Raw genomic sequence first — 24,802 nt, 5'->3', positions numbered from 1 at the left:
CTAGGACGCAGCCGGCGTGGTGCTTGGACTGCATCGACGAGATCTTGCGCATCGGCGGGGTCGCGGCCGTCGAGCGCTTCCCTGGCCCGCGGAAGGACCGGCTAACGCGGTGTCTGACCTGCGGCGTTGAGGCGCACTACAAGCTGAGCTACACGGTGGAGAAGAACGCCAGCCAGGAGCGCACCTGCCGCACCTGCTACTGGCGGGCGTGGGCCACGGAGCGACGAGCTGAGGCCTGGCGCGAGCAGCGGGTGTACCAGCGCGAGGAGATCGTCGCGCGCCTGGACACCGGCGGCTGGGAGTTCCTCCGAACGCTGATGGACGAGACGGGAGATCACGAGCCGATCCTGGCGAGTTGCCGCCGGTGCGGGCTGATCCGCGCCCTGCGCATGGGTGATGCCGGCTTCGGGTGCATCTGCTCCCGCAACACCCGTTCCCGCCATCCCACCGACGCACCGGTGGAGAAGGTCCCGCTCATGGAGTCGGGCTTGGAGGCACTGGCCTGGTGGGACCACGACGCCAACGACGAGCGTGCGCTGTCGACGGTCAGCGTGCGGGCGACCCGGTCGGCCCACTGGCGCTGCCCGGATTGCGACCATCGCTTCCCGGCCAAGGTGTCGGTGATGGCCGAGCGGCCCTCCTGCCCGGCCTGCAGCGAACTGGCGGCAGCGAAGCTGCAGGAGGAGAACGAGCTGGCCAAGGCCACACCGGTGGCCGACGTCTCCGAGCTGCTGTCGGCGTGGGACGACGAGGCGAACCCGCGTCTCGTGATGGTCGGCGACGGGGGCCACTACCGCTTCCGGTGCCCGCGAGGGCATCGTCCGCGGCTGTCGGTGACCCGCTTCCACAGCGCCGGCTGCCCTCACTGCGCGGCGGCGGCCACGCGCGCAAAGCCCCAGTGGTTGGCCGACGTGCTGCCCGAGCTCGCCGAACAGTGGCACCCCACCCGCAATGGCAAGTACACCCCGCACAACGTGCGCTGGGACTCGACACGGAAGGTCCGGTGGCGCGCGGACTGCTGCGGCCACGAGTGGCCGGCGACGGTGCGCGATCGGGACAAGTACCAGCGGCAGCGCTGCCCGCGGTGTCGCACCATCCTCGGATCGCTGGCCTGGTGTGACCCCGGCCTGGCTGCGGAGTGGAGTCCCGCCAACCCGGTCAGTGCATGGCAGGTCCGACCGCACGCCAATCCCAACTTCACGCCGGAGTGGGTGTGCGCCACCAACACCGACCATGTCTGGTCGATGTCGCTGTCGTCCCGCTCGAATGGCGCCGAATGCCCGGAGTGCAGGCCGACCGGCAAGTCCCGCGTCGAGCTCGAGCATCACGCCGCTGCCGAGGAGGTCTTCGGCAACGCCCGGTCCAACGCGCTGCTGCGCGACGCCGCGTTCACCGCACGTCAGGCGTGGACCGTCGACGTGCTGGTGACCACCGACGGCCGAAGCGTGGCCATCGAGTACGACGGCGCCTACTGGCATGCGGCTCCCGCCAAGGTGCTGGTGGACACCGCCAAGAGCCGCGATCTGCTGGCCGCCGGCTACCACGTGGTCCGGCTGCGGGAGGACGACCTTTCACCGCTGGCCATCGACGACCCCCGCTACCGGGAGTTCCGGGTGTACTCGTCCGCGCCGCGGCCGCGGCAGGTCATCGACGCCGTCCGCGACTGGCTCGGCGTCTCCGTCGACAGTTGACCGGCCACCGTGAGGCACGGCGGGGAACCCGAGCCGATGGCCTGCCAGGACACGCTGCGCGGAGCGCCGCAGCGTCGGCACTCGGCCCGCAGGGGTCGGCCGGGGTCGCCGTCGAACTCGTCCAGCAGGTGCAGACCGAGCGCGTCGAAGCGGGCGCTCACGGTGGCCGTGGTGGGCCGGAACCGGGCGGTGTTGCAGTGATGGCACGGCAACCAGGACAGCCGGATGCTTTCGGAGAAGCCCCAGAGCGTGTCGACTTGGGCGCCGCCGCACTCCGGGTGCTCTACGACGAGGCAGAGTGCGACCGGTGGTGGGAGGCCAAAGTCGCGGTCGCGCGCTACGGCACCCGCTGAGTCGATCGAACAGCGACTAGCACGTCACTATCGGTGCAAGAGGATACTATCTCGGCTCCGAATTCCGGAGACGTTCGCTCGCTCGCAACGACGAGCAGCCTGTGGGTCGCCGGTGATGCCTGGCGCGACGCTGGGCCTCGCTTTCCGGTCAAGGGACGGGCAGGTGGACGAAGGCCGCGCAGACAGTGACAGAGCGACCGTCTCGAACGAAATTGAGCAGGGGCCACCCGTCCACTGGCCCGTCGAGCGAGCTCTGGTGACCGTCAACGGACTCGAGCACCCCAAGATACCTCGCGCGGGCGCGAGCAAAATCCTTCTGCCTCATTAGCACCAGCAGGATGGCCGCCGTGTCGTGAACGTTGAGGTAGCCGAACAGTTGCGGATCTAAGGCTTCTCTGATTACAGTATCGCCGGTGGCTCATTTAGCCTCACAAATAAAGACTTTGGCCGGGCCGCGTCCGGGGTCCAACACATCCGCCTGAATGAAGATGTCGGACTTGCCGCCACGAGAGTAAACCTCACGACCGGCTCCGGGAAGCGTCGCATTCCAGGTGGCCGCTAGAAGGTCGCTGATCCGCTCTTCCACAAGCACTCCGAACGCGGCGGGGTATCGCTCCACTGCGTTGGCCCAGTGGCGCAGGGAAAACATCACATCCTCAAACGTCGCGGCACTCAGCCGTGAACGCGGGTTGAGGTGCACTTCCTCCATCAGAGAGGGCGCCTCAGGGTCGGGCTCCTTCGTGGGCGATGCATCGACCTGCGATAGATCCTCCAATTCCGGCTCACTGCCCTGCCATTCGTCAGGGAAGCTGAGGTTGTCGCGAACTGCCTGACGGTTGGTCAACTCCCTACGCTTGGCTTCGGTCACTGCCAGCAGTCTCGCCGGTAGGTCGGTGGCTAGAAACTCGTGCACCTGCTTACTGACGGCGGCGACGATAGGGGCGATGCGCCCTCGGCGCTCGCGCGCAATCGCGGCCAGGTCAAGATCTCGGCGAGCTACCGCGTCCTCGTCCTCCAGCGTGAGGTCGAAATGCGTGTAGAGGGAAAATCTCGCTGGCCGACCGTCGCGCGGATCGTCGTCGGCCCCAATCTCCCACTCCTGTTCCGCCCTTAAGTACCGGCGGACGTCTTCATCCGACGCACGCGTTGTAGTGCCCAAACCACCTATGTCCGCCACGACCTCTGCGTCCACTGGGTCGAGGTCGGCCCCCGCTAGATCAGGCCAGCAGTTCAACAAGGTGATGTCGCCTAGCACCTCAACCGAGACGTAGAAACGGCGAGTAGGGCTCCCCACGGTGCGATCCGCGTTCCACCTGGTCTCGCCCGCGCGCTCTGCTGCCTGACGCGTTCTGCCCAGTTGGGGCACCTTGATACCCAGGCTCATGCCAGGACCCCTCAACACGTCATCGTCGAAGGCATCCAGGTCCTCCAGCGTGGTCGCCGCCGCAACGCGACTCCAGAGCGAACCCGCCCGCCTCCACAGCTCAGCCGAGAGGGGGCGGTGCTCCTTCACGAAGGAGTTGAAGACGAACTCGGGCACGCGGAAATCTTGTCATGGCTCCCAGCATGAGGGACTGCCCAGAGGGGGTTGTCCCTGAGCGGGCCGCTCAGGGACACCCCAAGATTCTGCGCAATCTGCACAGGGGGGTGAACAGTCGCGGTCGCGGTATCAGTGAGCGTTGATCGAGTCGGCTGTGCACCCAAACAGGCAACCCATCAACGGCCGAGCACGCGAGCTGCCTCGGCGCTGACGACCTGGCGGCCGAAGTAGACGTCCAGGGTCATCGAGGGGTTGGCGTGGCCGAGCTGGTCGGCGACCTGCCGTGGCGTGAACCCGGCCTCGTCCAGGCGGGTGGCGACGGTCTTGCGGAAGGTGCGCGAGGTAACCCACGACCACGGCCCCTCGGCGCAGCGGACCGGGCGGCCGGCCGCCGTCGTGCTTGTCGTCGGCTGGAAGCCGGTCCCGCCGCAGGCCGCGCACTCGAAGGAGTCCAGCAGCTGGCGCAAGTCACCGGACACGCTGTTTGGGTCGCGCAAGGTGCCGGCAACGGCGCCGGGAACACCAGCTCGGTGTCCGGCCGATGGGGTGACGTCAGCCGGCGGCGCACCACGTCCACCGCGAGCTCGGGCACGGCGATGATCCGCCAGCCGGCGGCGGTCTTGGTGCGCGGCTGGACGACCATCCCTTGTTTGGGCACCCGCACCGCGGTGGCGTTGACCTCCCAGGTGCCGGCCTCCAGGTCCAGCAGCGGCTGGCCGGCGGTCTCCCCGGTGCGCAGCGCCACCGCCTCCCCGATCCGGGCGCCGGTGGCGAGCATCCAGTCGACGATGTCGGGGAGGTCCAGGTCGTTTGCCCGAGCACTCCCCCGGAACAGCTCGACCAGCCGCGCGGTCTGGTCGACGGTCAGCGCCCGGGGTGCCTTCTTGGCGGTGGTGTCGATCCGGACGGTGGCGTCGCGGACAGGGTTGGCGGTGATGGCGCCGTCGTCGATGGCGTGGGAGAACATCCCCGACAAGCAGGCGCGGGCGGTCTTGGCCGCACCGGGCCCGCTCGCCTTCGCGATCGCGGTGAGCGCCCGGCCGACCCGGCCGGGGGTGACCTCCTGCAAGGTCAGCTGACCGAAGGCAGGCAGCACCGAGGTGCGGATCACCGAGCGGTAGGTGCGCTCGGTGCCGGTCGACCAGCCGTGGTCGGCGGCCAGCCACGCCTCGACGAGTGCGGACACCCGGGAGCTGGCGGTGATGACCCCGGCTCCCCCGGGCCCGCGGCGGGCGGCCAGCTCGGTCTTCAGCGCCCGCTCGGCGGCGGCACGGGTGGTACCGGTCTTGGAGACCAGGCGGGTGCGACCGTCGAAGTCGCGGAACCGGGCGCGGGCCTGGACCTCACCGCTGGACAGAAGCAGGAAGCCGATCCTGCCGAACGTGCCCACCGGCAGCGGTGGTCGTCCTATGCGGCACCTGCCCTCATCGGTTTCCGATGAGTTGATGATGCCTGGCTCGAAGCTCCAGAACCATAAGCCCTGGTCAGAGCTCCCCCGATAGGACTTGAACCTATAACCCTGCGATTTGATCTTGAGGCGCTTACTCGCGTTGGCCCGCGTTGAATACGCAGGTCAGAACCGGTGCGAAGCGTTGGTTGCGACGGCTTGTCACGGCTAATTGCGGGGGTATTGGGTGCCTAAAGAGTGCCTGTCGCCGGGCCCGCGGCAGCGACGATCACCCTCCACCCTTCTTCCCGGCGGTCATCTACGGGACGCTCAGACGCCCGCCTGATCCGCTTCGGCCCACCTGCTACTAGGGCGGGATGGAAGATGAGATGGAGGCGAACGCCAAGGCAACACTGGCCCGTTTCGCCGCTGGCGATCCGGGCCAGCGCTGCATCACCCCAGTCGACGCCGCCGCTCGACCTCGTTGACGACCATCTCCGCCGTCCACTGACCGCGGATCAGTCGCATGCTCAGGGGCTCGGCGCCGCGGTCCTCGTACGACCAACTGAGCTCCTCTGGACGGACGCCCGCTCGGTGCAGATCGCCCGCGTACTTGGCAGGCGCACCCTCCCGCACCCACCGCACGATGTCCGCGAACTCGAGGCCATCGAAGAGAGTCGGCGCCCACTCGGCCGAGAGGTCTCTCGCTTGGCGGACCTCGTCATCGAAGTAGGAGTAGGAGCCACCCGGCGACCTCCCGTCCGGATCCCGCCGCCAGACGACGTAGTGGTCGAGCAGGTACTTGGTGAGCCCCTCCGGCGGGGTTCCGCGATACCACTCACGCCTGGGTCGGCGGCTCGGGAAGGCGGGCAGAGGCTGCGGCCGTGGTGGCAGCGCAGACGACGTCCGTCTCACGGGCGGCAACGGGGCAGCGTGCTCCCGCACCGCTGATCGCGGAGCTGGACGACCTAGCGGCGACGTTGATCGTTGCGCGTGCGGGAAGCACTCCCGCAGCTGTCGGGCCACCGGCGCCTCTACGAGGCTGGACGCTGACTTCACGAAGAAGCCCAGCTCCTTGAGCTTGGCGAGCAGGGTCTTGCTATCGACTCCGAACTCCTTGGCGAGTTCGTGTACGCGGGCCTTACCTGGCATCCCGTGCCGCTCCCTCCGAGCGAACTGCGGATGGACAAGACACATCCGAGGCTCGCACATCTGTACGACAACTCCACGGGCTACGCGCCGGACACTCCGATGAGGAGCCGTCTCTCCCGTGCCCCGCGACTTCTCCCGATTTTCGGCGGGGTGTCACCAAACCGCTCTGAATAGCGCCTTCTCCCGGTGGGAGCGACTACTCACCAGCGGAGCAGGGATGTGCGGTCAGCCGGGACGACGAACAACGACAGCCCCTGCGCCGGCACCGTCCCACGTCTTTTCTGCTCGCCGCGCCGTGCTGCAGGCCCTCGTCGACAGCTACGGCGGCGACAGCCACCGGCTGCTCACCGACCTGGCCGACGTCATCGGCGCCAGCATCGCCTACGTCGACCGGCCCACCGTCGAAGCCCATCTCGAGCGGCCCCTGTCCGACCGGGAGTGGGCCGCCACCGCACAGCAGTTCACGGCACTGCCCTTGGACGACCACGTGGGAGACGCCGGCAGCCTCCGCACCGACTGGATCGAGGACGTCCTGGCCAAGGCCTGCGTACCGGGTCGTCGCCACAGCGGTCAGCCGGTCGCCGTATCTCCATGGGGCGGGGCATGAGCGCCACCCGGACCTGCCCGGCCTGCGGCTACAGCCATACCTACGCCAGCGACGCCCTCGCCGACTTCCACCACGCGCGCCATTCCTGTACCAAGCACCGGCAGGACATCGAGCGAGCACGTCGCCGTGTCCAGGGCGCTCGAAGTCGGGTGGAGCGGGACTGCACCCATCCACGTGCTCAGCATGTGCACGGAACCCGCGTCGCCTATGTCAGGGACCGCTGCCGATGCACCGACTGCACTGCCGCCAACACCGCGGCCGGCCGCGCCGTGCACCGCGCGCAGACCTTCGGCCGATGGCAGCCGTTCGTGGACGCGACCCCGGTGCGCGAGCACCTCTGCGCGCTACGGGCCGCCGGCATCGGCGTCGAACAGATAGCCATGCTCGCCGGCCTCTCCACCAGCCACGTCCGCGAACTGGCCGACCCCGGGCGGGACGGCAACGCCGGCATCCGGCGGGTCCGACCCCGGACCGCCCACCAGGTCCTGCGCATCCGGGTCGATGAGGCCAGTCGGGCGCCGCGCAGCCACGTCGTCGCCACGGGCACTCGTCGCCGGCTGCGGGCCCTGATCGCCATCGGATGGCCCCACGACGAGCTGGCCGCCAGGCTCGGCCGAAGCTCCTCCGGCCTTCGACGCAGCATGCGCAGCAACGCCGTCGCCGCGCGGACCGCCCAAGACGTCACCGCCCTCTACGAACAGCTGTGGAGCCTGCGCCCACCGCAGTCCACCGATGACCAGCGCGCCGCCGCCGACGCCGCCCGGACCTTCGCCGCCGAACGCGGCTGGCTGCCACCTCTGGCTTGGGACGACATCGACACCGACCCAGACCCCGGACCCCACACTGAGTGCCCAGGGACGGATGACGATGTCGACGAGATCGCCATCGAGCGCGCACTCGCTGGCGACGGCGTCCGCCTCGAGCACCTGACCCTCGCTGAGCAGGACGAAGTCGTCCGCCGCCTCACCGAGCGCGGTAAGTCCATCCGCGACATCGCCGAACAGCTCGCCACCACCAAGCGCACGATCTCCCGCCGGCGTGCGTCCATCAACGCCGCATGACCATGGGAGTACCGGCCTCGTCCCCTCACACATGCTGGACCGCGACGGGTCACGCGAGGACTTTGCGCAGGACAGTGGGGTCCTGCCGTTAGTCGACCCGCGGGAGTTCGGGCCGCACTCGTCCCTCCGGGCGTTGTCCCGCATATCCCGCCCTCACCAGGCAGATGCGCGGGCGGGTCTTGTGGGACAGCTTCCGCTCGGCACGCCCGCTGGCCTGCGAGGTTCCCGCAGGCGGTTGCCCTACGGGTCACCGGCGGGCTGTTGCTCCGGCCCACGGGTGCGTCGCCGTAGCGGCTTCGACGAGCGGGACGAACGTCCGCATCTGCCGCTTTCGACGCCACCTCGGGTAAGTCCGATATTGCGTCGGTCCTACTCGTTAGGGTTCTGAGCCACGGCAGATGTCTCGGCCACCACGAGCAGTGAGCAGCACGTGTCGGGCAGGCACTGTGCGGAGAGCGGGGCTGAGTGCGGGTTCGACGACTCTGGATTCAGAACTTTCGAGGCATTCGTTCCCTCGACTGGAGAATCCCTCCAGACCAGCGACTGGTCGCGCTCGTCGGTCCCGGCGACAGCGGCAAGTCGACCATCCTCGACGCGATCCACTATCTCCTCGGGGACCGCTGGAACATCCCCTTCGCGGATACCGACTTCCACGGCGCAGACGTCGAGACGCCCATCGCCATCACCGCGCTAACCATCGACGTCCCCGCCGAGCTGAGGAAGGACACGGCGCTCGGGTTGTGGATGTCCGGGGTCGATAGCGCAGGAGAGCTCTACCAGGATCCTGCGGACGGACTGGAGCCCGCGCTTCTGGTTCGTCTCTCCGTCGACGCAAGCCTCGAACCAAGATGGTCCATCCTTCGAGCGGACGGCTCTAGCCAGTTCGTCACCTCGACCCAACGTCGAGCCTTTTCGACGTTCAAGGTCGACGACCGCACGGACGCTCAGCTTCGGTGGAGCCGCAACTCGCCACTTGGCCGAATGTCGTCGAACGACGGGAGCGAGCGAGCGGCTTTGGCCGCCGCGTCCCGGGCCGCTCGCGAGGCTCTCGTTGATCAAGAGCACTCGACACTGAACGACTTGGCCACGAAGGTCCAGGAGCGTGCCAACCAGATAGGCGGCGGAAGCTTCAGTGACATCAAGGCCGGCCTGGATACTTCCCGCTCGTCGATGGGCGCCGGCCTGGCGCTGTACGAAGACGTGGTTCCTCTGACCAGCTACGGCCTCGGCAGCCGACGCCTGGCCAGCCTCGCCGTGCAACAGTTGGCGGCTGGCAGCCGCTCCGTAGCGGTCGTCGACGAGATTGAGTCCGGTCTCGAGCCACACCGTGCCGTCAGGCTGCTCGCCTACCTGCTCGGCGACGACAACTACGCGCAGGTTCTGGTGACCACGCACTCCCCCGTAATTGTCGAACAGGCCACAATTGAGAATCTGGCGACCGTCCAAAACCAAGCCGGGTATGTCACAGTCACAGCGCTCGGCGGCAGTGACGAGGTACTCCAGCGGTTGCGACGCGCGCGTCCTTCCTCGCTGCTGGCTCGCCGTGTCATCGTCGCCGAAGGTAAGACCGAGCACGGAGTCTTACTCGAGTTCCTCGACGCCTGCGACCAGGCCCGCGCGCACTTGGGCTACTCGACCTCTGCGGGCGAGGGGGTCGCCATCCAGGACGGGAACGGCGGCACCGAGGTTCCGCTCCGATCTCACGCACTAGCAGGGCTCGGCTTCTCCGTAGCGGCGCTGTGCGACAACGACGATCGGGCCGTAGACGGTCCCCTCGCTGCTGCTCAGGCCGCCGGCGTCACATGCTTCCGCTGGGAGCACGGACACAACATCGAAACGCAGATCTGCTCCCAGCTCCAGGAGCAGGGGCTGGTCGACCTTCTCGCGCTCGCGGTCGAGCGTCGCAATAGCGAGCACACGGTCCTCGACGACATCAACTCGGTCGTGCCTGGTCGCCCGTTCACCTCTCTGGCCGTTGGCGACTGGCTCCTGATCTACGACATGGGAATCCTTCGCGCATGGGTCGCCAAGGGGGACTGCTGCACGAGTAGGTGACATCTGATCTGTGGTGCCGAGAGGTGCCGCTGGAAGGATGTTCACCGTGCCCAAGCCCTACCCCAAGGAGTTCCGCGACGACGTCGTGAACGTCGCCCGCAACCGTGAGCCGGGCCAGCACCTGAAGCAGATCGCTGCCGACTTCGGGATCAGCGAGTCCTGTCTGACGAACTGGATGAAGGCCGCTGACGTCGAAGACGGCGTCAAGCCCGGGACCACGGCGGCGGAGAACGCGGACCTGCGCGAGGCCCGCAAGCGGATCCGGTTGCTCGAGCAGGAGAACGAGGTCCTGCGCCGCGCGGCGGCCTACCTGTCGCAGGCGAATCTGCCGGGAAAATGATCTACCCGCTCGTCCGTGAGCTCGCCGTCGACGGGATCGCCGTGACGGTGACGTGCCGGGTTCTCAAGATCGCCCGCCAGCCCTACTACCGGTGGCTGGCCGACCCGGTCACCACCAGCGACCTCACCCAGGCGCACCGGGCCAATGCGCTGTTCGACGCCCACCGGGACGATCCGGAGTTCGGCTACCGCCTGCTCGTCGACGAGGCCGCCGCGAACGGTCAGCCGATGACTGCCCGGACCGCCTGGGCGATCTGCTCGACCAACGGCTGGTGGAGCGCGTTCGGTAAGCCTCGCCGGGGCAAGGGCGGCCGTCCCGGCCCGCCGGTGCACGACGACCGGGTCAACCGGGTGTTCACCGCCGAGGCGCCCAACGCCGTGTGGTTGACCGACATCACCGAACACCGCACCGCCGAGGGCAAGCTCTACCTGTGCGCGATCAAGGACGTGCACTCCAACCGGATCGTCGGCTACTCCATCGACTCCCGGATGAAGTCCCGGCTCGCGGTCACCGCGCTGGACAACGCCGTCGCCCGGCGCCATGCCGACGGCGCTGACGTGGCCGGCTGCATCGTGCATTCCGACCGCGGATCCCAATTCCGCAGCCGGAAATTCGTGCGCGCCCTCAACCGGCATCAGCTGTCCGGCTCGATGGGCAGAGTCGGCGCGGCCGGCGACAACGCGGCCATGGAATCGTTCTTCGCCCTGCTCCAGAAGAACGTGCTCGACCGCCGCCACTGGCGCACCCAGCAAGAGCTGCGGATCGCGATCGTCACCTGGATCGAACGCACCTACCACCGCCGGCGGCGTCAGGACGCCCTCGGTCGACTCACGCCCATCGAGTACGAGACCATCGTCCCCACACTGGCCGCTCAGGCTGCCTGACCCAACCTGTCACCTGGTCGTGCAGCAGTCCCGTCAGCTGCAGGTCGTGGGCGTCCACACTACGACTTGCACCGCAGCGAAGGTGCGCCGGTGGGGTGAATGAACTTAGCGATCGACATGGCTGTGTCAACCGATCCTATAGATGGCGCGGTCAGTGGTCCGCAGCCGCGCGGATCTCTCGTGCCATTCGACGCAGAGCATCGTCGAGCGCTAGGCCCCGAGGGGGACGCACACGCTCATAGGTTGTGCGGCCGGCAGGCGTAGTGATGTCAGTCGGCCGGTATAGGACCAGACCGACCCCATTCGCATACGAGTTGTTGAGCATCTGCGCCTGTGCGACAAGTTGCTCATGATCGTAGTTGTCGGCTAGCCGCAGACCGAACAAAGCGTAGAAGGCGGGCGGCTGCCGCTGAATCCAGGTTGCAATGTCGCCGATCGGCTCAGCGCGCCCCTCGGGAGCAGCCAGCTTCAGGTCAATGACATTGAGGGCAATTTCGCGGATGCGCTTTGGTAGGTCAGATGCACCCCGTCGGCCCCTGACGTGCTGTGACGTCTCGTTCCGTGGATGCTGAGGCGTGCCAAGCATCTTGGTCTCAGCGATGACGAGCGGCGCCCCGTCTGGCGGAAAGCAAAGGTCGACGTCAACGTTGTCGAGCAAGACGCCAGGACGCTTGCCGCGCTGGATGATTGGTAGTCCTGTTAGATTCTGCAGAAGCCTAGCCGTTAGTTCGTTGAAGAACTTGCCCTTGCCCTGATTATCGCCGCTGGTCCACTCGCCGCCGGGCCGGGCGATCTCCGTATCGAACGCGCTCATGGCGGCAATGAAACGTGCTTCGATGACAGAGAAGTCGGTGATTGCCTGATCCTCGACCGCAGTCAGCAAATGGGCGAAGGGATCGAAGGCGGGACGTTCGCGACGACGAGGAGGCATTACCTGGGATTGGGGTTCGCGCGGAGGCGTCGGGCTTCGCGGTGGAAGTTCACCGGGCTGTTGTCGAGGACGCGGTTGATGATCGTCGCAAAGAAGACCTCGGGCCTCAGGTTTTCCGGCACGGCTTTGCGGTTGAGTTCAACGGTCGGGAGGGACCGCAGGCGCCGGTCCAGCTCGCTCTCCGGTAGCTCCAATGGCAACGGCTCTTCGGCGGCCAGTCCTTCGCCAGCGAGTCCGGCAGACACCAAGGGATCTTCTCCGTCGTCATCGTCACCGGATGGCGCAGCTACGTCGTCGGACCAGTCGGGGATGATGAGGCAGACGGCGTCATAGGCGTCGTCTTCTCGTCCCAGCTTCCCGAGCAAGTCGATGATCCAGGCGGCGACGTCCTCGAATTGCGGCGTCAACACGGTGGAGCGCAGGCTGAAGAAGAAGCCGAGGGCGGCCTGAGGATGCCGGCTGCGCAAGTTCTTGGCGTCGCCGTAGCTCTCCTCGACACGGTTGGCGGCGTTCTTTCCGAACGACGAGTCCATCCGCTTGGTCGAGATCATGATCTCGGGGCCGGTGTTCCACGTCGACATCACGACGTCGACCTGCTTGACGTAGTTCTTCCCCAGGATGTTGGCGCTGGCGCCGGTTTCGCCGCCGTACGTCTTACCGGACTGCAGCATGCCGTCGAGCACTCGGCGCTGTTCTCGCGTCGCCTCGCGGCGCAGCGCTACCAGCGTGCTGGGCAAGATCCGCGGCGGCGTCGCCCGCGGCCAGACCAGGTCGGGCTCAAAGCCGGCGCGGCGCAGCTCGTAGGCCGTCCAGACATCGAGGGCCAAGGCAGGCACGCCCGACTGCGAGGGCGCGCCCAGGAGCAATGGGACTCCCAGCAGCCGCTGAAGCACGGAGTAGTCGGGTTTGAACCACAACCCTGAGGCGTTCTTCCACCACGGATTACTGGAAGGCTGGCCGTTCTCGGAAAGTGCAGGTTCGACGATGCGGTCGAACAGTGTCCAAGCCTGCGCCTTCAGGCTCTTGTCTTCACTCATGACAGGCGCTTCGCCTCAGCGCCGCGCGCAGTCCGCCGAGCGGTCAGTTCGGCGTGCCCCTGCCGCAGTGCCTTGACCTCCGAGACGGGCAGGCCGAGCTCGCCGATCAGCAACACGTCGTCGACGATCTGCGACGCCGCCAACAGCTGCCCGCCACTGAGAAGCCGTGCGACCTTTGGGCGCTGGGCGCTGAGTTCGGCGCGGGCAGCCTCAACGACGGCGGGAGTGGGCACGGGAAGCGCATCGGCTTCCTTAGGCTCCAGCTTGAGCATGCCTCCGCCGTAGGCTCGGCCGACTATCTCAGCGCCGAGCAGTGTCATGGCGCTCAGTGAGGCGAGCGGCAGGAGGTCTTTGCCGAGCTTCCGGTGCTCTGGCTGCAGGTAAACGCCGTGCACGGAATTCAAGTGGTGCGCCCGCGCCTTGTTCGTGGAGAGCCGGGGCGTGTCGGCATTCATGTAGGTCAGGAACAGATCAGCCGGCCGCACCAGAGGAGTCCGCCACCAGGGTCTGCGGACCCGGCACTTGTAGGCCTGATCGACTTCCTGTGCCTTGCCCGCCTCGATGTAGGCCCAAGCAGCGTCGGACGGCTCACCGGCCGGCCGGAACAGCCAGACCGCCGAGCCGTCTTGGCCCAACTCGTCCAGTGCCGCCGCGGTGAAGTCCAGACCACGCAGGTGCCGCGACCCGGGCGGTGAGAGCCGCAGCAGGTCCGACGCGTCGAGACCCAGGGCCGCGACGCGCGCTGGGCTCAGCGCAAAGTACTTGTTATTGCCAGTGACCATGCCCAGCGTGGTGTCACCCCACGTCTCCAGCGGGGTGAAGGACGCACTGCCGAGAAGATTGGAGTAGGCCCCGAGCGTCTCGCTGGTCAACAGGCTAGACGTCCACTTGCCGCCGGGCGGAATCGGCCGCCACAGCCGCGGCGTCGTGGTGTTGGCGAGGTCGTCGGCGTTCTGCGCCTGATAGATACGGCAGTGATCGGTCGGGCCCTGGCCATAGCCGTCGGCCAGCAGTAGCACGACCTCTTCGAGGACGCCTGGGAAGACGCGCTCCTCGAAGACCACCAAGTCGACCGTCGCGAACTTATCCATCAGAAAGCGGCGGACGTCGGTGGCGTAGTTGACGGTAAGCAGCTCCGCTGGCAGCACCAAACCCAGTCGGCCGCCCGGCTTCAGAAACTGAGCGGCATGGACGGTGAAGGCGGCCCATGACGAGGCCAAGCCGGTGAGGGTGACGCCGGCTCGCAGCGCTGCCTGGCGTGACCGGGTCCGGTTCTCCCCGGAGAAGTCCTGGTAGCGGACGTACGGTGGGTTACCGATAACCGCGTCGTAGCTGGCACGCGGCTCCACCGTAAAGAAATCGCCGACGGTCACCGTCGCCTCAACGCCAGCTGACTGCAGCAGCTCGCGTGCAGCCTGGGCTGACTCCGGGTGCAGTTCGACGCCGTCGAGGTGTGGCAAGACTGCCTGGCCGGTCCTTGTTGCCGCCAGCGCTGCCAGCCGATCGACTGCTGCCAGCAGGAAGGCCGCCTCACCACAGGACGGCTCCATGACCCGGTCCTCGACCGAGCGGACGGCCCAGTCCGTGATGTAGCGCGCCAAAGCATCTGGCGTGAAGAAGGCGCCGCGGGCCTTGCGGAGCCTGGCTGTGTCGGCTTTGACCTGGACGGCTGTTGAGCGGAGCACCACGAACGCCAGTCTGGACTACGCCGCCGACAGGACCCCTGGGCGACACGAAGGTGGCGAGGCAGACGGGGTGGCTGGTGGCAGTCCGCGCGATGAGCCGCTGGCACCTGCTCTGATCAGTAACGGGGGGCGTCGAGCAAAGCGGTGTAGCGGCCCTCGGCGGGCCAGTCCTGGTGCCGGCCGGTGCGGCAGGTGCTCTCCCCGAGCCGTTGCGCCATACGATCGCAGAACATCGGGAAGGCGTAGCGGTTCCATTCCTCCATCAGCTGCGGACCTGCCGCGTTATCTGCTTCCCACCGCAGCACCGCCAGCACGGGCAGTTCCCGGGCGATGTGGGCGTGGTGGGGCCAGCAGGCCGGGACCATCTGCGCGGGCCGCCACGCGTACTCGTGGTTGATCCATACGACCACATCGTCACACCAGCTCCAGACCGCTGCGCCCAGCTCCCCGGTGCAGGCGGCCGGCTCCCAAGGGCGTTCCAGGTCTGTCACGCCACTGGCCTGGGCAGCTCCCCCGCGGTCGCCTCGACGCGCGCTTTCCAGAAGTTCGAGCGCATGCAGCACCGCGAGGGGTGGCGATGGGAACGGCAGGACGATCACCAGGACCGCGTCTCGGACTGCGGTGCGGCCGGCGGGTCAGCCGGGTCGACGTGCCGGCTGGGGTCGAGCCGGTGATCGCGGGCGTAGGCCAGCGCGGCAGCCGTGCGCTGCTCGACGTCGTCGGTATCGGGGCGGGCGCGGCTGAGACGCGCACGGGCGGCGTCAAGCTCGGTCGTGAGCTGCTGACCGTCCTTGCCGTCGAGGCAGCGCCGCAACCGGGCGATGATCGGCGGCGCGGTGCCTGCGACGACGAGAGCGTGCCGCTCGGGGATGCGACGGATGTCGCCCGGGCGCAAGACTCGCACGTCCTCACCCGAGCGGGACGTGCCCATGCCGCCGGGTCCCTCGGTGAAGGTCCGCCGGCTGATCCGCACGTCGTCGAGCAGGTCGGACAGTTCGCGGTAGAAGTGGACGTCCTTGCCACCGCCGAAGATGACGAGGTTGTTGGTGAGCCCGAACAACGAGCGGGCCTCGTCATCCCCGTAGGAGACGACCATCTGTTTCCAGGTCTGGGCGGCGTAGATGAACGACAGACCGAGCGCGCGTTCGTTGGCCATCCGTACCCGCAGGGTCGGCAGTGGTGTGGTGGACGGCAGTTCGTCGAGGCAGGCTAGGAAACAGGGAGTCAGCCGCCCGTGCGGCGAGGTGGCAGCGACGTGCAGGGCGGTGTCGAGGACGTGTTCGGCGACCGCGGTCATCAGCGGTGCCGCCGAGGCGTAGGGGTCCTCACGGCCGAGTAGGTACACGGTTCCCCGCCGGGCGATCAGGTCGGCCAGATCGGTCGCCGTTCGGCCGCGCGAAGGGACGCAGCGCGCCCTGATGTCCGGCTGGAAGAACAGCGCCATCGCTTGCTGGACCGTGGTCACCGTGTTGCCGACGGTGTCCGGACTGCCATGCAGAGCGCCGATCAGCAGCCCGTCCCAGAACCGGGCCGCGTGCGGATGCTGCTGCAGAATTTCGGCGGGCTGCTCGGCGGCGACCGGGTTGGCGACCCACTCCAAGACGTGCTCCAGGGTGCGGCCGGTGAGTGCCGCCGCGTGCAGGAATCCCTGCAGCACCTTGGCGGTCTCCGCGGCATAGAAGCGGGCGGCGTTGTCCTGCCGGCCGCCGGTGACCGCGCCGGCAACGGTGCCGGCGGCGAACGCCTTGGCTCGCCGTTCGGCAATCCGAGGATCGACGCAGCCGGCGACCGGATCCCACACGAGCTCTGGCAACCCCGGTGCGGCGCCGAATGGATCGAGCACCGCGACCGGACGCGGCGGCTCATCCGGGCCGGAGGGTTGTTGACGACGCCCAGCGGTCAGCAGCAGGTCGTCGAGCTTGGTCAGCGTCGCCAGCCCGGCGCCCCGGTGGGCGAGCAGGGCCGGAGCGAGCAGGTCGAGGGTCTTGCCGGACCCCTGCTCGCCGTAGACGCCGGTCGTGCGGTCGTAGCGGCACCACAGCTCCACCCCGCGCGGCTGAGAGGAGCGGCCCAGCCGCCAGCCGACGTCGTTTGGATCGAATCCTGACGTGAACATCCGACTCCCCTTCACCGTGCCCGACTGGGCCCGGACCGCTGGGCTCGCGCCGCCTGCAGCTGCTGGTGGGCCTGCTGGATGGCCACGCTGAGCGCGACCGGCGTCTGCGGGTCGTCGAGCACCGCCCGATTCGCGGCCCAGGCCCGGCGCGGGAAGCCGGCCGTCGCGCGGGCGCCCGGATCGGCTGCCCGGTCCGCAGCGGCGAGGGTGAGCAGCCGGGCGTTGTGCAGGGCGCCGGCGACCGGTTGCAGGTCGGTGGCGTCGACGCGGACCAGCCCGCCGGGCTGATATCCGCGCAGGTATGCGGCCACCCGGTCCTCGCGCGGCGGCACATCACGGGCGTAGGCGATCAGCGATCCTTTGTCGGCCCAGGACCGGACCGTGCGGTACAGGAGCTGCGTCGCGAGGGTGGGCAGGTGCTGAGCCGCGGACGTGACCGATGCGCGCAGGGACGCCGTCCAAGTCGTCGGGTCGGACGGGGCAGAGCGGAGGACGGCATGGAGTCGACCGGCTGCGGCCACGCCGGACGGTGTGTGCTCGTGGAAGCGGCGGCTGCCGTCGTCGTACGGACGCAAAGCGGCTCGGACGGCGCGCCAGGCGTCGGCCGCCGTCGTCTGACCTGCCGGTGGTGCGTCGGCCGAGCCGAGGCGCTCCGCGGCGGAGCTGAGTGTCTGGGCGGCGATCGTGTAAGCCAGAACCTCGGTGACCGACGGCGGATCACTGGCTCGGACCGTGGCCTGGAGAAGCACGCCGACGGCGTCGGGGACCACGCGTGCGGGGTCGACAGACGCCGGGACCGCGGGTCCTGGGACGGGGCGGTCGAGGATGGCGGCGTCAGCACGCGTCGGCGGTTGCAGCGCGGCTGCCTGCTGGACCAAGGCCGCCTGACGCTCGACCTCGGTGTGCCACTGCGTCGCCGGACCGGCAGGCAGGCGGTGGGCGACCACCTCGGCCAGCGGCGTCACGGTCTCGGCTACGGCGGTGGCGACGGCCCACCGGCTGGTCACGGTGGTGTGGTCGTACAGAACGCCGACGGTGTCGGCCGCGGCAGCCGCCAACCGGGTCAACGCCGACTCGGTCGCCGGAGCGCGGACGCCGAGCTCTGTGCAGGCGGCAGCCAGGGCGGCGACCTGTTGTTCGCGGCCATCGCCGGGGAACGGGGACACGCCGTCGCGGCGCAGGTGAGCCAGCGCCCGACCCAAGTGACCCAAGGCGGTGCCTGCATCGGCGCGCGCGGCTGCGCTGTCGTCCGTGGTCCGCGCTGTGTCGGCGAGGGCATCGAGCAGCTGCCCGAGCGAGGTGGCCATCAGCGTGGCGCACGCAGCGCGCGGTGGCCGTGTTGAGCCGCGGCGAGGACGTCGGGGTGCGCGAAGTCGTCAGCGGGCAGGTTGCCGAGAATGCGCAGCGCCTGCTCGACGAGCCGGTCGGGGTCCGTGGCGTCAGCCGTCGCGGGCACCGGACCGCTGGGCACGCGCAGGGCGGTGGCTGCGGCGAGGCAGTGCAGCTGCGCTGTTGGCTCGGCCTGGTCGTTGCGGGAAGCGGCGGCGAACAGTGCCGCAGCCTCGGCGCGGGCGGCGAGCAGATCCGCGTTCAGGCCGTCGTCGGTCGAGCTCATCGAGGGGTCTCCTTCACAGTGCGGACGGGTGGTGCCTGGATCGACGGTGCTGGGGAGGTCGAGCGGGAAGTGGTGCTGAGGCCGGATCTGTGGATACGACCGCGGATCGCGTCGCCGCGTGTGGACAGGAGGCGATGGACACGTCCTCGGCCGCCTCTGGACGGGTAGCGGTCCGGGCGGATGACCGCTCGCCCGGCGCGGAGCTGGCGCAATCCGAGGGCTTGCTCTGCTTCCCTCCGGGTGGCCATGCCGCCGCGGGCGTCGCCCGGGCGCCGGTGGCGGGCGACCAGGACAGCGGTGATGACCGCGGCGGTCAGCAGCACGAGCTCGGCAACGGCAACACACGCGTACACCGGGGTGGGCCCGGCGACCCGACGCAGTTGGTCGGGCGACAGGCCGCGGCCGGGGTTGCCGTCCAGCAGCCCGCCGAGAACGTGGGTGATCGTCTCGGTGCCATGCGGCCACACCCAGCCACCGCCCCACAACGCCGAGGCGATCCCGAGACCGACCAGGGCCGCCAACGCGACAGCGATCAGGGCGCCACCGGCCGCGGCGACGGCCAATTCCCATCCCCGGGCGATTGGCTGCGGGTCGCGACGCCGGAAGGGCGTCGTCACGCGCCGGTCCTGGTGCGGTGGTGGATGTCCACGTCCTGGTTCCTCTCTACCGGTCAGCCGGCGCTGGCTGCATGCAGGTCGACGCCGCGGCTGGTCAGCCACGGCACGGGATCGACGGACGCGCCGTCGAGGCGGACCTCGAAGTGCAGGTGGACGCCGGTGCTGTTGCCGGTGGACCCCTGGAAGCCGATCAGCGTCCCGGCGCTGACGCGCTGGCCGGCCGTGACGGTGTAGGCCGACAGGTGCGCGTAGCGGGTGGTCACCCCGCCGCCGTGGTCGAGTTCGACGAGGTTGCCGTAGCCGGCCAGACTCAGGCTTCCGTCGCGGTCGCAGTAGGCGCTGGTGCACTCGGCACGAACTGCGGTGCCGTCGGCGGCGGCGTAGACGGGGCCGTCGCGCGGGCCGGCGATGTCGGTCCCCGCGTGCCAGGTGCCCCCACGGGGTCCGTAGCCGGAGGTGACGGTGCCGGCGGTGGAGCGGATCCACGAGCCGGCCGGCACCGGCAGGTCCGGGCAGACGCCGGCCACTGCACCGCTCGCGTCGGCCGCGGTGGCTTGGGCGGCCGGCCAGAGCATGGTGGTCAGCTCGCTGGCGAGCGGCTCCCAGCGGGCGTACGCCGACCCGTACGCCGACACCTGGACTGCCTGAGCCGCCTGGGTCAGCGGGATGACTTGCCAGTTCGGCACTTCGACGAGCCGTCGGTAGAAAGCCTCGGCGGCGTAGACGGGGTCCATCAGCTGGGCGACGCTGCCCCAGCCGGCGATCCAGCGCTGTTGGAAGGTGTTCACGCTGTCGTGATCGGAGCCGAGCCCGTCATGCGGATAGGTCAGGCTGGTGGCGGTCACCGCGGCCTGTTCGGCGGTGAGTTCGGGGCTGCTGCCGTCGTTGGCGAGCATTCGGATGCGGGACTCCTGGTAGGCGGTGGCCAGCGCCACTGTGGCCGCGTACGGGTCGAGCCCTTGTGCTGCGGCGACGGTGACGATGGTCTGCGCGTGGCCCATCTGGACGCTGTCCAGTTCGGTGCCGGCGACGGAGGCGCCGGTGCCGCCGATCGAGCAGGCCGACGACGCCACCGACGTCGATGCATCCGGAGCGGCGAGAACCGCGAGCGGGATCAACAGAAGGGTGAGTACGCCGAACACTGGGACGGCGACGGGAGCGGCGGCCTTCCACAGCCATCGCTTCGCATACGCCCGGGCCAATCCCTCGGCCGTCCCGATCATGCCGGACGTCCTGTGAGGGCCTCGTTGGTGTCGGTCAGGGCCAGCTCGGGCGCGGTGAGGACGGTCTGCACCTTGAACGCCCGGTCGCCGACCAGCCACAGGGCGCGGCCCTGGCCGGCGATCGCCCAGCCGGTGACCACTCGTTGGGCGATGGGGGCCAACCCCAACATGGTGGCGAGCTCGTCGCCGACGGCTTGGTCCTGGCCGTGCAGCACCTTGACGTCGCACAGGTGCAGCAGGTCCCGGGCGATGGCCACCGCCTGGGAGGAGGCGTCGCCGGCGGTGAGCATGTCCGAGGGCTTGTGCGCGAGCAGGATCTGCACGTCGGCGTCGCGGCGGGACAGCCGCAGGTTGGCGTCCAGGCTCTTCATCGCCTCGGCACCGAGGCGCATCTGCCGCCAGGTCTCGTCGCGGATGACGATGCGCAGGTCACCCGGGTCGGCGATCTCGCGCATCGCCTGCCCCCAGGAGTTCAGGCAGGTCAGTGCGATGCCGACGGCCTGGTCACCGAGCGGCTCGAGACGGGACAGCGACAGCGACTGGATCGGCGCCCGCCAGTCGACCTCGATCGACGTGTGGTCGTCGAACAGCCCGGCCAACGAGCCCTTGACGAGGGAGCCGAGGGCATCACGCAGGGTGCGGGTGGCGTCGAGGAAGTGCCGCCGGTCGGCGTACCGGCAGCAGGCGACGAGCTCGTCGGTGGGCTCGTCCAGGGCTCGCCACAGCTGCGGGATGGTGGGCTCGGTCAGCCGGGTGGCGCCGCTGCGGTAGCCGGTGAGCAGGCGCAGCGCCTCGCCGACGGCGGTCTCCTCCACGGGGCCGAAGGGCACGTTCTGCGAGCCGACCAGGCCACGGATCAGCACCAGCCAGCGGGCGAACATGATGGCCTCGCGGCGGCGGGCCTCGGCGGCGTCGAGCTGCTCCCAGCCGTGGCCGAGCGGGCCGAAGGCCAGCGGGTTGACCCGGGCGGAGAGTCCGTGGCCGATGACGAACGGCTCCACGCCCAGCGCGCGGCACAGCGGCTCGTACTCGTCCTTGGTGTCGCCGAGGACGAGGGTTCGGTAGCCGTAGGCCAGCATGCGCAACGCGAAGGCCTTGACGGTGGCGGACTTGCCGCGGCCGGGCTTACCAAAGACCACGACGTTCGGGTTGGTGACCGGGATGTCGTCGTCGGTGACCCAGCCGACCGGATCGCAGTAGAACGCCCCGCCCGACAGTAGGTCGATGCCCATCTGCGCACCGGTGGGCGGCAGCCCGCTGGTGGCGATCAGCGGCCACACCACCGGCGTCTGCTCCGACGTCATTCGCCACACCGACAGCGGCGCGGTCGCCGCCGCCCGTCCCCGTCCACGTCCGCGCGGCCCGCGGCGAGACACCAGCTGGGTGAAAGGGCCCCGCTCGCGTGGCGCTCTGTCCACGGTGGGTTGCGCTGGCAGTCGGTGGCCGAAGTCGTCGAGGAGGACGGCGACGTCCCGGCCCCGGCGGAAGCCGCGGCGGTTCATCGCCGTCCCCTGCGGTCGGGCAGCCCCACACCGAGGGGTATGGCGGCGGCGGCGAAGCCGGAGTCCTGCGCCAGGTCCAGCCGCAACGGCACGAAGCCGGCAGCGCGGACCGACGCCGAGAGCCGGCGGCCATGCTCGTCCACCGGCCACGTGGCCGGGACGGTGACACAGGCCGCGACCGCCGGACGGACCAGCGCCCGCCCGGCGGCCAACTTCTCGTCTGCGGCACCGATCCGCTCGGTGTCGCGCCGCTGCCGGGCCCGCTGCCGGAAACCCATCCGGGCGCGCATCTCGTTACCGGTGGTGGCGCTCATGTCCTCCCGACCGACCAGCCGGGTGGCCCGGTCGAGCGGCAACGGGGCGAGGAACACCGTCAGACAGCGACGCTCCCCCGCCGTCGTCGGGACCAGCACCGGGGCCAGTGCGCCGAGCACCGCACCGGAGTCGGGCAGCAGGACGGTGTCGGTGACCGACGCCCACGCGTCGTGCACGTAGTGGCGCACCTCGGCGCGGGCCTGGGTGGGTCCGGCGGCGGCCATCGGAACCCCGGTCGCCAGCTGGACGCCGTTAGCGGCGGCCAGGTCGGCGGCGATCAGTTGGCCACGGTCGCCGGGGGCGAAGCCGGTGCGCACCGCGGCAGCGAGTGCCGGCGAGTCCAGCCAGGTGACGGCGGTGCAGCCGACCGGGCCACGCAAAGCACTCTCGACCTCGGCCATCACCCCGTGCAGGACCCGAGCGCGGCCGTCCACCCCGCCGCCGGACTCCTTCGCGGCGCGGCCGATCCGTCCCTCACCGACGACGACGGTCACGAAGGCCTCGGTCCGCACCGCGGCCGGGGTGAGAGTGGCGCCCAGCAGTGCGTTCACCCGGGCGGCCAGCGGCGCGGCGTCGGAACGGGTGTGGGTTCGTTCCCAGGCGGCGCGCTCGGCACCGTCGTCGGGCACGGTGCGCACCTGCAGGGCCAGGACGTCGATCAGTTCGGTGCGCGCGGCGATCTCGCACAGGTCGGCCAGGCCGGCGCCCATCCTGTCCCGCTCGGCCGGCTCAGCGAGGCCGATGCCGGGATGGTCGATCCGCGCCACGGACGCCCACGTGCGCGCCGCGGAGTTCTGCACGATCACCGGGCGGGTGAACAGCTGCCCGTAGGGCGGTCCGTCGTGGGTCCGGATGCCGGCGAGCACTCCGGGCAGGTCGGCCTCGGACAGGTTCTCGGCCGTCCCGGCGGCGGCCCGGGAGCCGAAGACCGTCCAGCCCATCGCTCCTCCAGTTGCGTGCAGACAGAGATCGCTGAACCAGCGGCCGGCCGCGCGCCCCCGGATGGGGACCAGCAGCACGGCGGCCAGCAGCGCCCACACCGGCAGCCAGATGGCGAACAGCCCCCATGCCTGCGCGTTCAGGGCCAACAGCGCCGGTACGCCCGTGAGGGTGACGAGGGCCAGCTGGGCGCCGGTCATCCCGAGGAACCAGCCGGAGACGTCGCGGGAGTAGTCGCCGTAGCGGACGGTGTTCATCGCGCGTCGTCCTGGTCGGGACCGATCGGGTCGCTCTCACCGGGCCGGTCAGGTGCGATGCCGTCGAGCCGCTCGGCGGGCCAGGCCGCGGAAGATGCGCCTCCGGGATAGTGAGCGCGCCCGTTCCCGCTCGGTCTCGTCAGCTGTGTTTCATCATCGTCGGGACGGCGCCCGCGGCCGCGTCCGCCGGGGGTCACCGTCCCTCCAGGGCGGCCGGTGCCGCGCGCCGGTACCCGGGCGGGCAGCGGCTGCCCGTAGTACGGGTGGGTGTCCCCGACTCCGGCGCCCGACAGCACGTCGGACGCCGAGGCCGCCACGCCCGCGGCCAGCCGGCCCGCCTGTGAGGTGCCGACGCTCAGCGCGCGCAGCGCTCCGGCGAACCGGCCGCCGGTGGCCGCGTCTGCGGTCGACTCGCCCTGTGCGCGGTCGCCGGCCAGCTGCGCCGCTGCGCCGGTGGCAGCCACCCCACCGGATGCGGCACCCGCCGCCGCGGTGGCCACGGCCGCTCGCCCGCCACCAGCTTTCTGCAGCGCGCCCATAACTCCGCCGGAGGCGGCCAGCGAGGAGCGCAACGCCGCCCCGCTCGACGTGCCGGGGTCGACGAAGGCCAGCAGCCGGAACAGCGCCAGCGGACAGATGGCTCCGAGCAGAATGAGCAGGCAGCCGACCACCGCCATACCGATTGCGGCCTCGGTGCTCGTCTCCTCTGCACCGGCGACGATGCCCTCGGTGATGGTCACTCCGACGCCGAGGACGAGCACGGCGACCGGGGCGATCAGCAGCGCGGCGAGGAACCAGCGGAGGCTTCGCCAGAACCAGGTGCTCGACGTCTGCGCCAGCAGCCCTCCTGCCGAGATCGCCGAGGTCGCGGCCAGCACGATCAGCGCCGCCTCGCGGACCAGCATCAGTAGCAGGTAACCCACGCTGGCCGGCACCAGCAGGAAGATCGAGCTGACCCCGAGCACGGTGGCGACCGTGCCGTCGACCAGGTCGCGGCTCACGCTGATCGACGGGTCGAAAGCGGCCATGGTGTCGATGTCGAGCAAGCTGCGCAGCAAGGCGGTGGTCAGTCCGGAGACGCCGGTTACAAGCAAGGCCGCTACCCCGATGTAGCTGGCCCAGACCAGCCCGAACTGCAGCAGTCCGATCAGCAGCCGGCCTAGCGTCTGCCCGTCCCGGCGCATCGCCGCGACAGCCAGCTGCACCATGGCCATCAGCGCGGCCACGGTCGCGCCGATGCCGAAGGTCACCGGATATACCGCGGCGAGCGGGCCGCCGGCCGACAGATCCGGGGTGGCCAGCGCGTCGATCACTGAGAACGCCAAACCCAGCAGCCACAGCCCGGCCTCCCACAGCGACAACATGGCATTGACCCAGACGTCCTCGACCACGGCGCCGGCTGCTTCGCCGACCGCGCAGAACGGGTTGATCGGCAGGCACGGCAGCGAGCCGCCCACCCCCGGAACCGCCGGGAACGCCACCACGGTGGAGTCGG

20 protein-coding genes are annotated in these 24,802 nt (G+C 69.6%); 5 read left to right on the top strand and 15 right to left on the bottom strand.

The window, feature by feature from the left end; translation table 11 throughout:
* Positions 1–23: 23 nt before the first annotated feature.
* Positions 24–1,691 (top strand): zinc-ribbon domain-containing protein, encoded by a 1,668-nt coding sequence (locus FB380_RS22810; RefSeq protein WP_208383959.1) that lies wholly within the window; start codon positions 24–26, stop codon positions 1,689–1,691.
* 771 nt (positions 1,692–2,462) lie between these two features.
* On the opposite strand, the gene FB380_RS22805 is transcribed toward FB380_RS22810, so the two are convergent.
* From FB380_RS22805 to FB380_RS24245, 3 genes are all read right to left on the bottom strand, one after another.
* A complete protein-coding gene (locus FB380_RS22805; protein WP_166757611.1) occupies positions 2,463–3,584 on the bottom strand; it encodes a hypothetical protein in 1,122 nt (373 codons plus the stop codon).
* A gap of 241 nt (positions 3,585–3,825) precedes the next feature.
* The gene (locus tag FB380_RS26150) at positions 3,826–4,974 is read right to left on the bottom strand and encodes a site-specific integrase (RefSeq protein ID WP_341800258.1); all 1,149 of its coding nucleotides are present in this window, start codon (positions 4,972–4,974) and stop codon (positions 3,826–3,828) included.
* Positions 4,975–5,424: 450 nt separating this feature from the next.
* Entirely contained in the window at positions 5,425–6,123 is a 699-nt protein-coding gene (locus FB380_RS24245; RefSeq protein ID WP_208383958.1) for a translation initiation factor IF-2 N-terminal domain-containing protein, read from the bottom strand.
* A 295-nt stretch (positions 6,124–6,418) separates the two neighbouring features.
* Between FB380_RS24245 and FB380_RS22790 the strand changes: the two genes are divergently transcribed.
* The 4 genes from FB380_RS22790 to FB380_RS22775 all read left to right on the top strand — a co-directional run bounded on the left by FB380_RS22790 (position 6,419) and on the right by FB380_RS22775 (position 11,070).
* Positions 6,419–6,730: a hypothetical protein gene (locus FB380_RS22790; RefSeq protein WP_166757609.1), complete on the top strand. Its 312-nt coding sequence runs from the start codon at positions 6,419–6,421 to the stop codon at positions 6,728–6,730.
* Positions 6,727–7,791, top strand: a complete 1,065-nt coding sequence (locus tag FB380_RS22785) for a helix-turn-helix domain-containing protein (protein WP_166757608.1) — start codon at positions 6,727–6,729, stop codon at positions 7,789–7,791. Before FB380_RS22790 ends, FB380_RS22785 begins: the two co-directional genes overlap by 4 nt.
* A 465-nt stretch (positions 7,792–8,256) precedes the next feature.
* Positions 8,257–9,846 (top strand): ATP-dependent nuclease, encoded by a 1,590-nt coding sequence (locus FB380_RS26145; protein ID WP_166757607.1) that lies wholly within the window; start codon positions 8,257–8,259, stop codon positions 9,844–9,846.
* A 46-nt stretch (positions 9,847–9,892) separates the two neighbouring features.
* Positions 9,893–11,070, top strand: a protein-coding gene (locus tag FB380_RS22775; RefSeq protein WP_249523877.1) for an IS3 family transposase whose coding sequence is annotated in 2 segments (ribosomal slippage) — positions 9,893–10,177 and positions 10,180–11,070 — 1,176 coding nt in all. Because the reading frame shifts where the segments join, the coding sequence is not laid out codon by codon here.
* Between the two features lie 151 nt (positions 11,071–11,221).
* On the opposite strand, the gene FB380_RS22770 is transcribed toward FB380_RS22775, so the two are convergent.
* From FB380_RS22770 to FB380_RS22715, 12 genes are all read right to left on the bottom strand, one after another.
* Positions 11,222–11,953, bottom strand: a complete 732-nt coding sequence (locus FB380_RS22770; RefSeq protein WP_166757606.1) for a hypothetical protein — start codon at positions 11,951–11,953, stop codon at positions 11,222–11,224.
* Between the two features lie 47 nt (positions 11,954–12,000).
* The gene (locus tag FB380_RS22765) at positions 12,001–13,038 is read right to left on the bottom strand and encodes a hypothetical protein (protein WP_166757605.1); all 1,038 of its coding nucleotides are present in this window, start codon (positions 13,036–13,038) and stop codon (positions 12,001–12,003) included.
* Positions 13,035–14,726, bottom strand: coding sequence for an HsdM family class I SAM-dependent methyltransferase (locus FB380_RS22760; RefSeq protein WP_166757604.1), 1,692 nt, complete (start codon positions 14,724–14,726; stop codon positions 13,035–13,037). The genes FB380_RS22765 and FB380_RS22760 overlap by 4 nt, the downstream gene beginning before the upstream one ends.
* A gap of 113 nt (positions 14,727–14,839) precedes the next feature.
* Positions 14,840–15,322: a hypothetical protein gene (locus FB380_RS22755; protein WP_166757603.1), complete on the bottom strand. Its 483-nt coding sequence runs from the start codon at positions 15,320–15,322 to the stop codon at positions 14,840–14,842.
* Entirely contained in the window at positions 15,319–16,839 is a 1,521-nt protein-coding gene (locus tag FB380_RS22750; RefSeq protein ID WP_166757602.1) for a type IV secretory system conjugative DNA transfer family protein, read from the bottom strand. Before FB380_RS22750 ends, FB380_RS22755 begins: the two co-directional genes overlap by 4 nt.
* Positions 16,840–16,850: 11 nt before the next feature.
* Positions 16,851–18,146 (bottom strand): hypothetical protein, encoded by a 1,296-nt coding sequence (locus tag FB380_RS22745; protein WP_166757601.1) that lies wholly within the window; start codon positions 18,144–18,146, stop codon positions 16,851–16,853.
* A complete protein-coding gene (locus FB380_RS22740) occupies positions 18,146–18,454 on the bottom strand; it encodes a hypothetical protein (protein WP_166757600.1) in 309 nt (102 codons plus the stop codon). Before FB380_RS22740 ends, FB380_RS22745 begins: the two co-directional genes overlap by 1 nt.
* On the bottom strand, positions 18,451–19,071 hold the full coding sequence (locus tag FB380_RS22735; RefSeq protein ID WP_229682370.1) for a conjugal transfer protein: 621 nt from the start codon (positions 19,069–19,071) through the stop codon (positions 18,451–18,453). The genes FB380_RS22740 and FB380_RS22735 overlap by 4 nt, the downstream gene beginning before the upstream one ends.
* Before the next feature lie 53 nt (positions 19,072–19,124).
* Complete coding sequence (locus FB380_RS22730) at positions 19,125–20,294, bottom strand: M23 family metallopeptidase (protein ID WP_166757599.1); 1,170 nt, start codon at positions 20,292–20,294, stop codon at positions 19,125–19,127.
* Positions 20,291–21,796: an ATP-binding protein gene (locus FB380_RS22725; RefSeq protein WP_166757598.1), complete on the bottom strand. Its 1,506-nt coding sequence runs from the start codon at positions 21,794–21,796 to the stop codon at positions 20,291–20,293. Before FB380_RS22725 ends, FB380_RS22730 begins: the two co-directional genes overlap by 4 nt.
* Positions 21,793–23,307: an SCO6880 family protein gene (locus tag FB380_RS22720; protein ID WP_166757597.1), complete on the bottom strand. Its 1,515-nt coding sequence runs from the start codon at positions 23,305–23,307 to the stop codon at positions 21,793–21,795. Before FB380_RS22720 ends, FB380_RS22725 begins: the two co-directional genes overlap by 4 nt.
* Positions 23,304–24,764: a hypothetical protein gene (locus FB380_RS22715; protein WP_229682372.1), complete on the bottom strand. Its 1,461-nt coding sequence runs from the start codon at positions 24,762–24,764 to the stop codon at positions 23,304–23,306. Before FB380_RS22715 ends, FB380_RS22720 begins: the two co-directional genes overlap by 4 nt.
* Positions 24,765–24,802 lie beyond the last annotated feature (38 nt).

It is taken from the genome of Modestobacter marinus (assembly GCF_011758655.1).
GTDB lineage: Bacteria > Actinomycetota > Actinomycetes > Mycobacteriales > Geodermatophilaceae > Modestobacter > Modestobacter marinus.
Note: the sequence above shows the minus strand (reverse complement) of the source record. Positions and strands in the feature narration are given on the sequence as shown.

Excerpts from the sequence above, each read along its gene's own strand:
- FB380_RS22785 (WP_166757608.1), top strand. The coding sequence starts at position 6,727 with ATGAGCGCCACCCGGACCTGCCCGGCCTGCGGCTACAGCCATACCTAC.
- FB380_RS22725 (WP_166757598.1), bottom strand. The coding sequence starts at position 21,796 with ATGAACCGCCGCGGCTTCCGCCGGGGCCGGGACGTCGCCGTCCTCCTC.
- FB380_RS22765 (WP_166757605.1), bottom strand. The coding sequence starts at position 13,038 with ATGAGTGAAGACAAGAGCCTGAAGGCGCAGGCTTGGACACTGTTCGAC.
- FB380_RS22720 (WP_166757597.1), bottom strand. The coding sequence starts at position 23,307 with ATGAACACCGTCCGCTACGGCGACTACTCCCGCGACGTCTCCGGCTGG.
- FB380_RS22730 (WP_166757599.1), bottom strand. The coding sequence starts at position 20,294 with ATGATCGGGACGGCCGAGGGATTGGCCCGGGCGTATGCGAAGCGATGG.
- FB380_RS22750 (WP_166757602.1), bottom strand. The coding sequence starts at position 16,839 with ATGTTCACGTCAGGATTCGATCCAAACGACGTCGGCTGGCGGCTGGGC.
- FB380_RS22745 (WP_166757601.1), bottom strand. The coding sequence starts at position 18,146 with ATGGCCACCTCGCTCGGGCAGCTGCTCGATGCCCTCGCCGACACAGCG.
- FB380_RS22740 (WP_166757600.1), bottom strand. The coding sequence starts at position 18,454 with ATGAGCTCGACCGACGACGGCCTGAACGCGGATCTGCTCGCCGCCCGC.
- FB380_RS24245 (WP_208383958.1), bottom strand. The coding sequence starts at position 6,123 with ATGCCAGGTAAGGCCCGCGTACACGAACTCGCCAAGGAGTTCGGAGTC.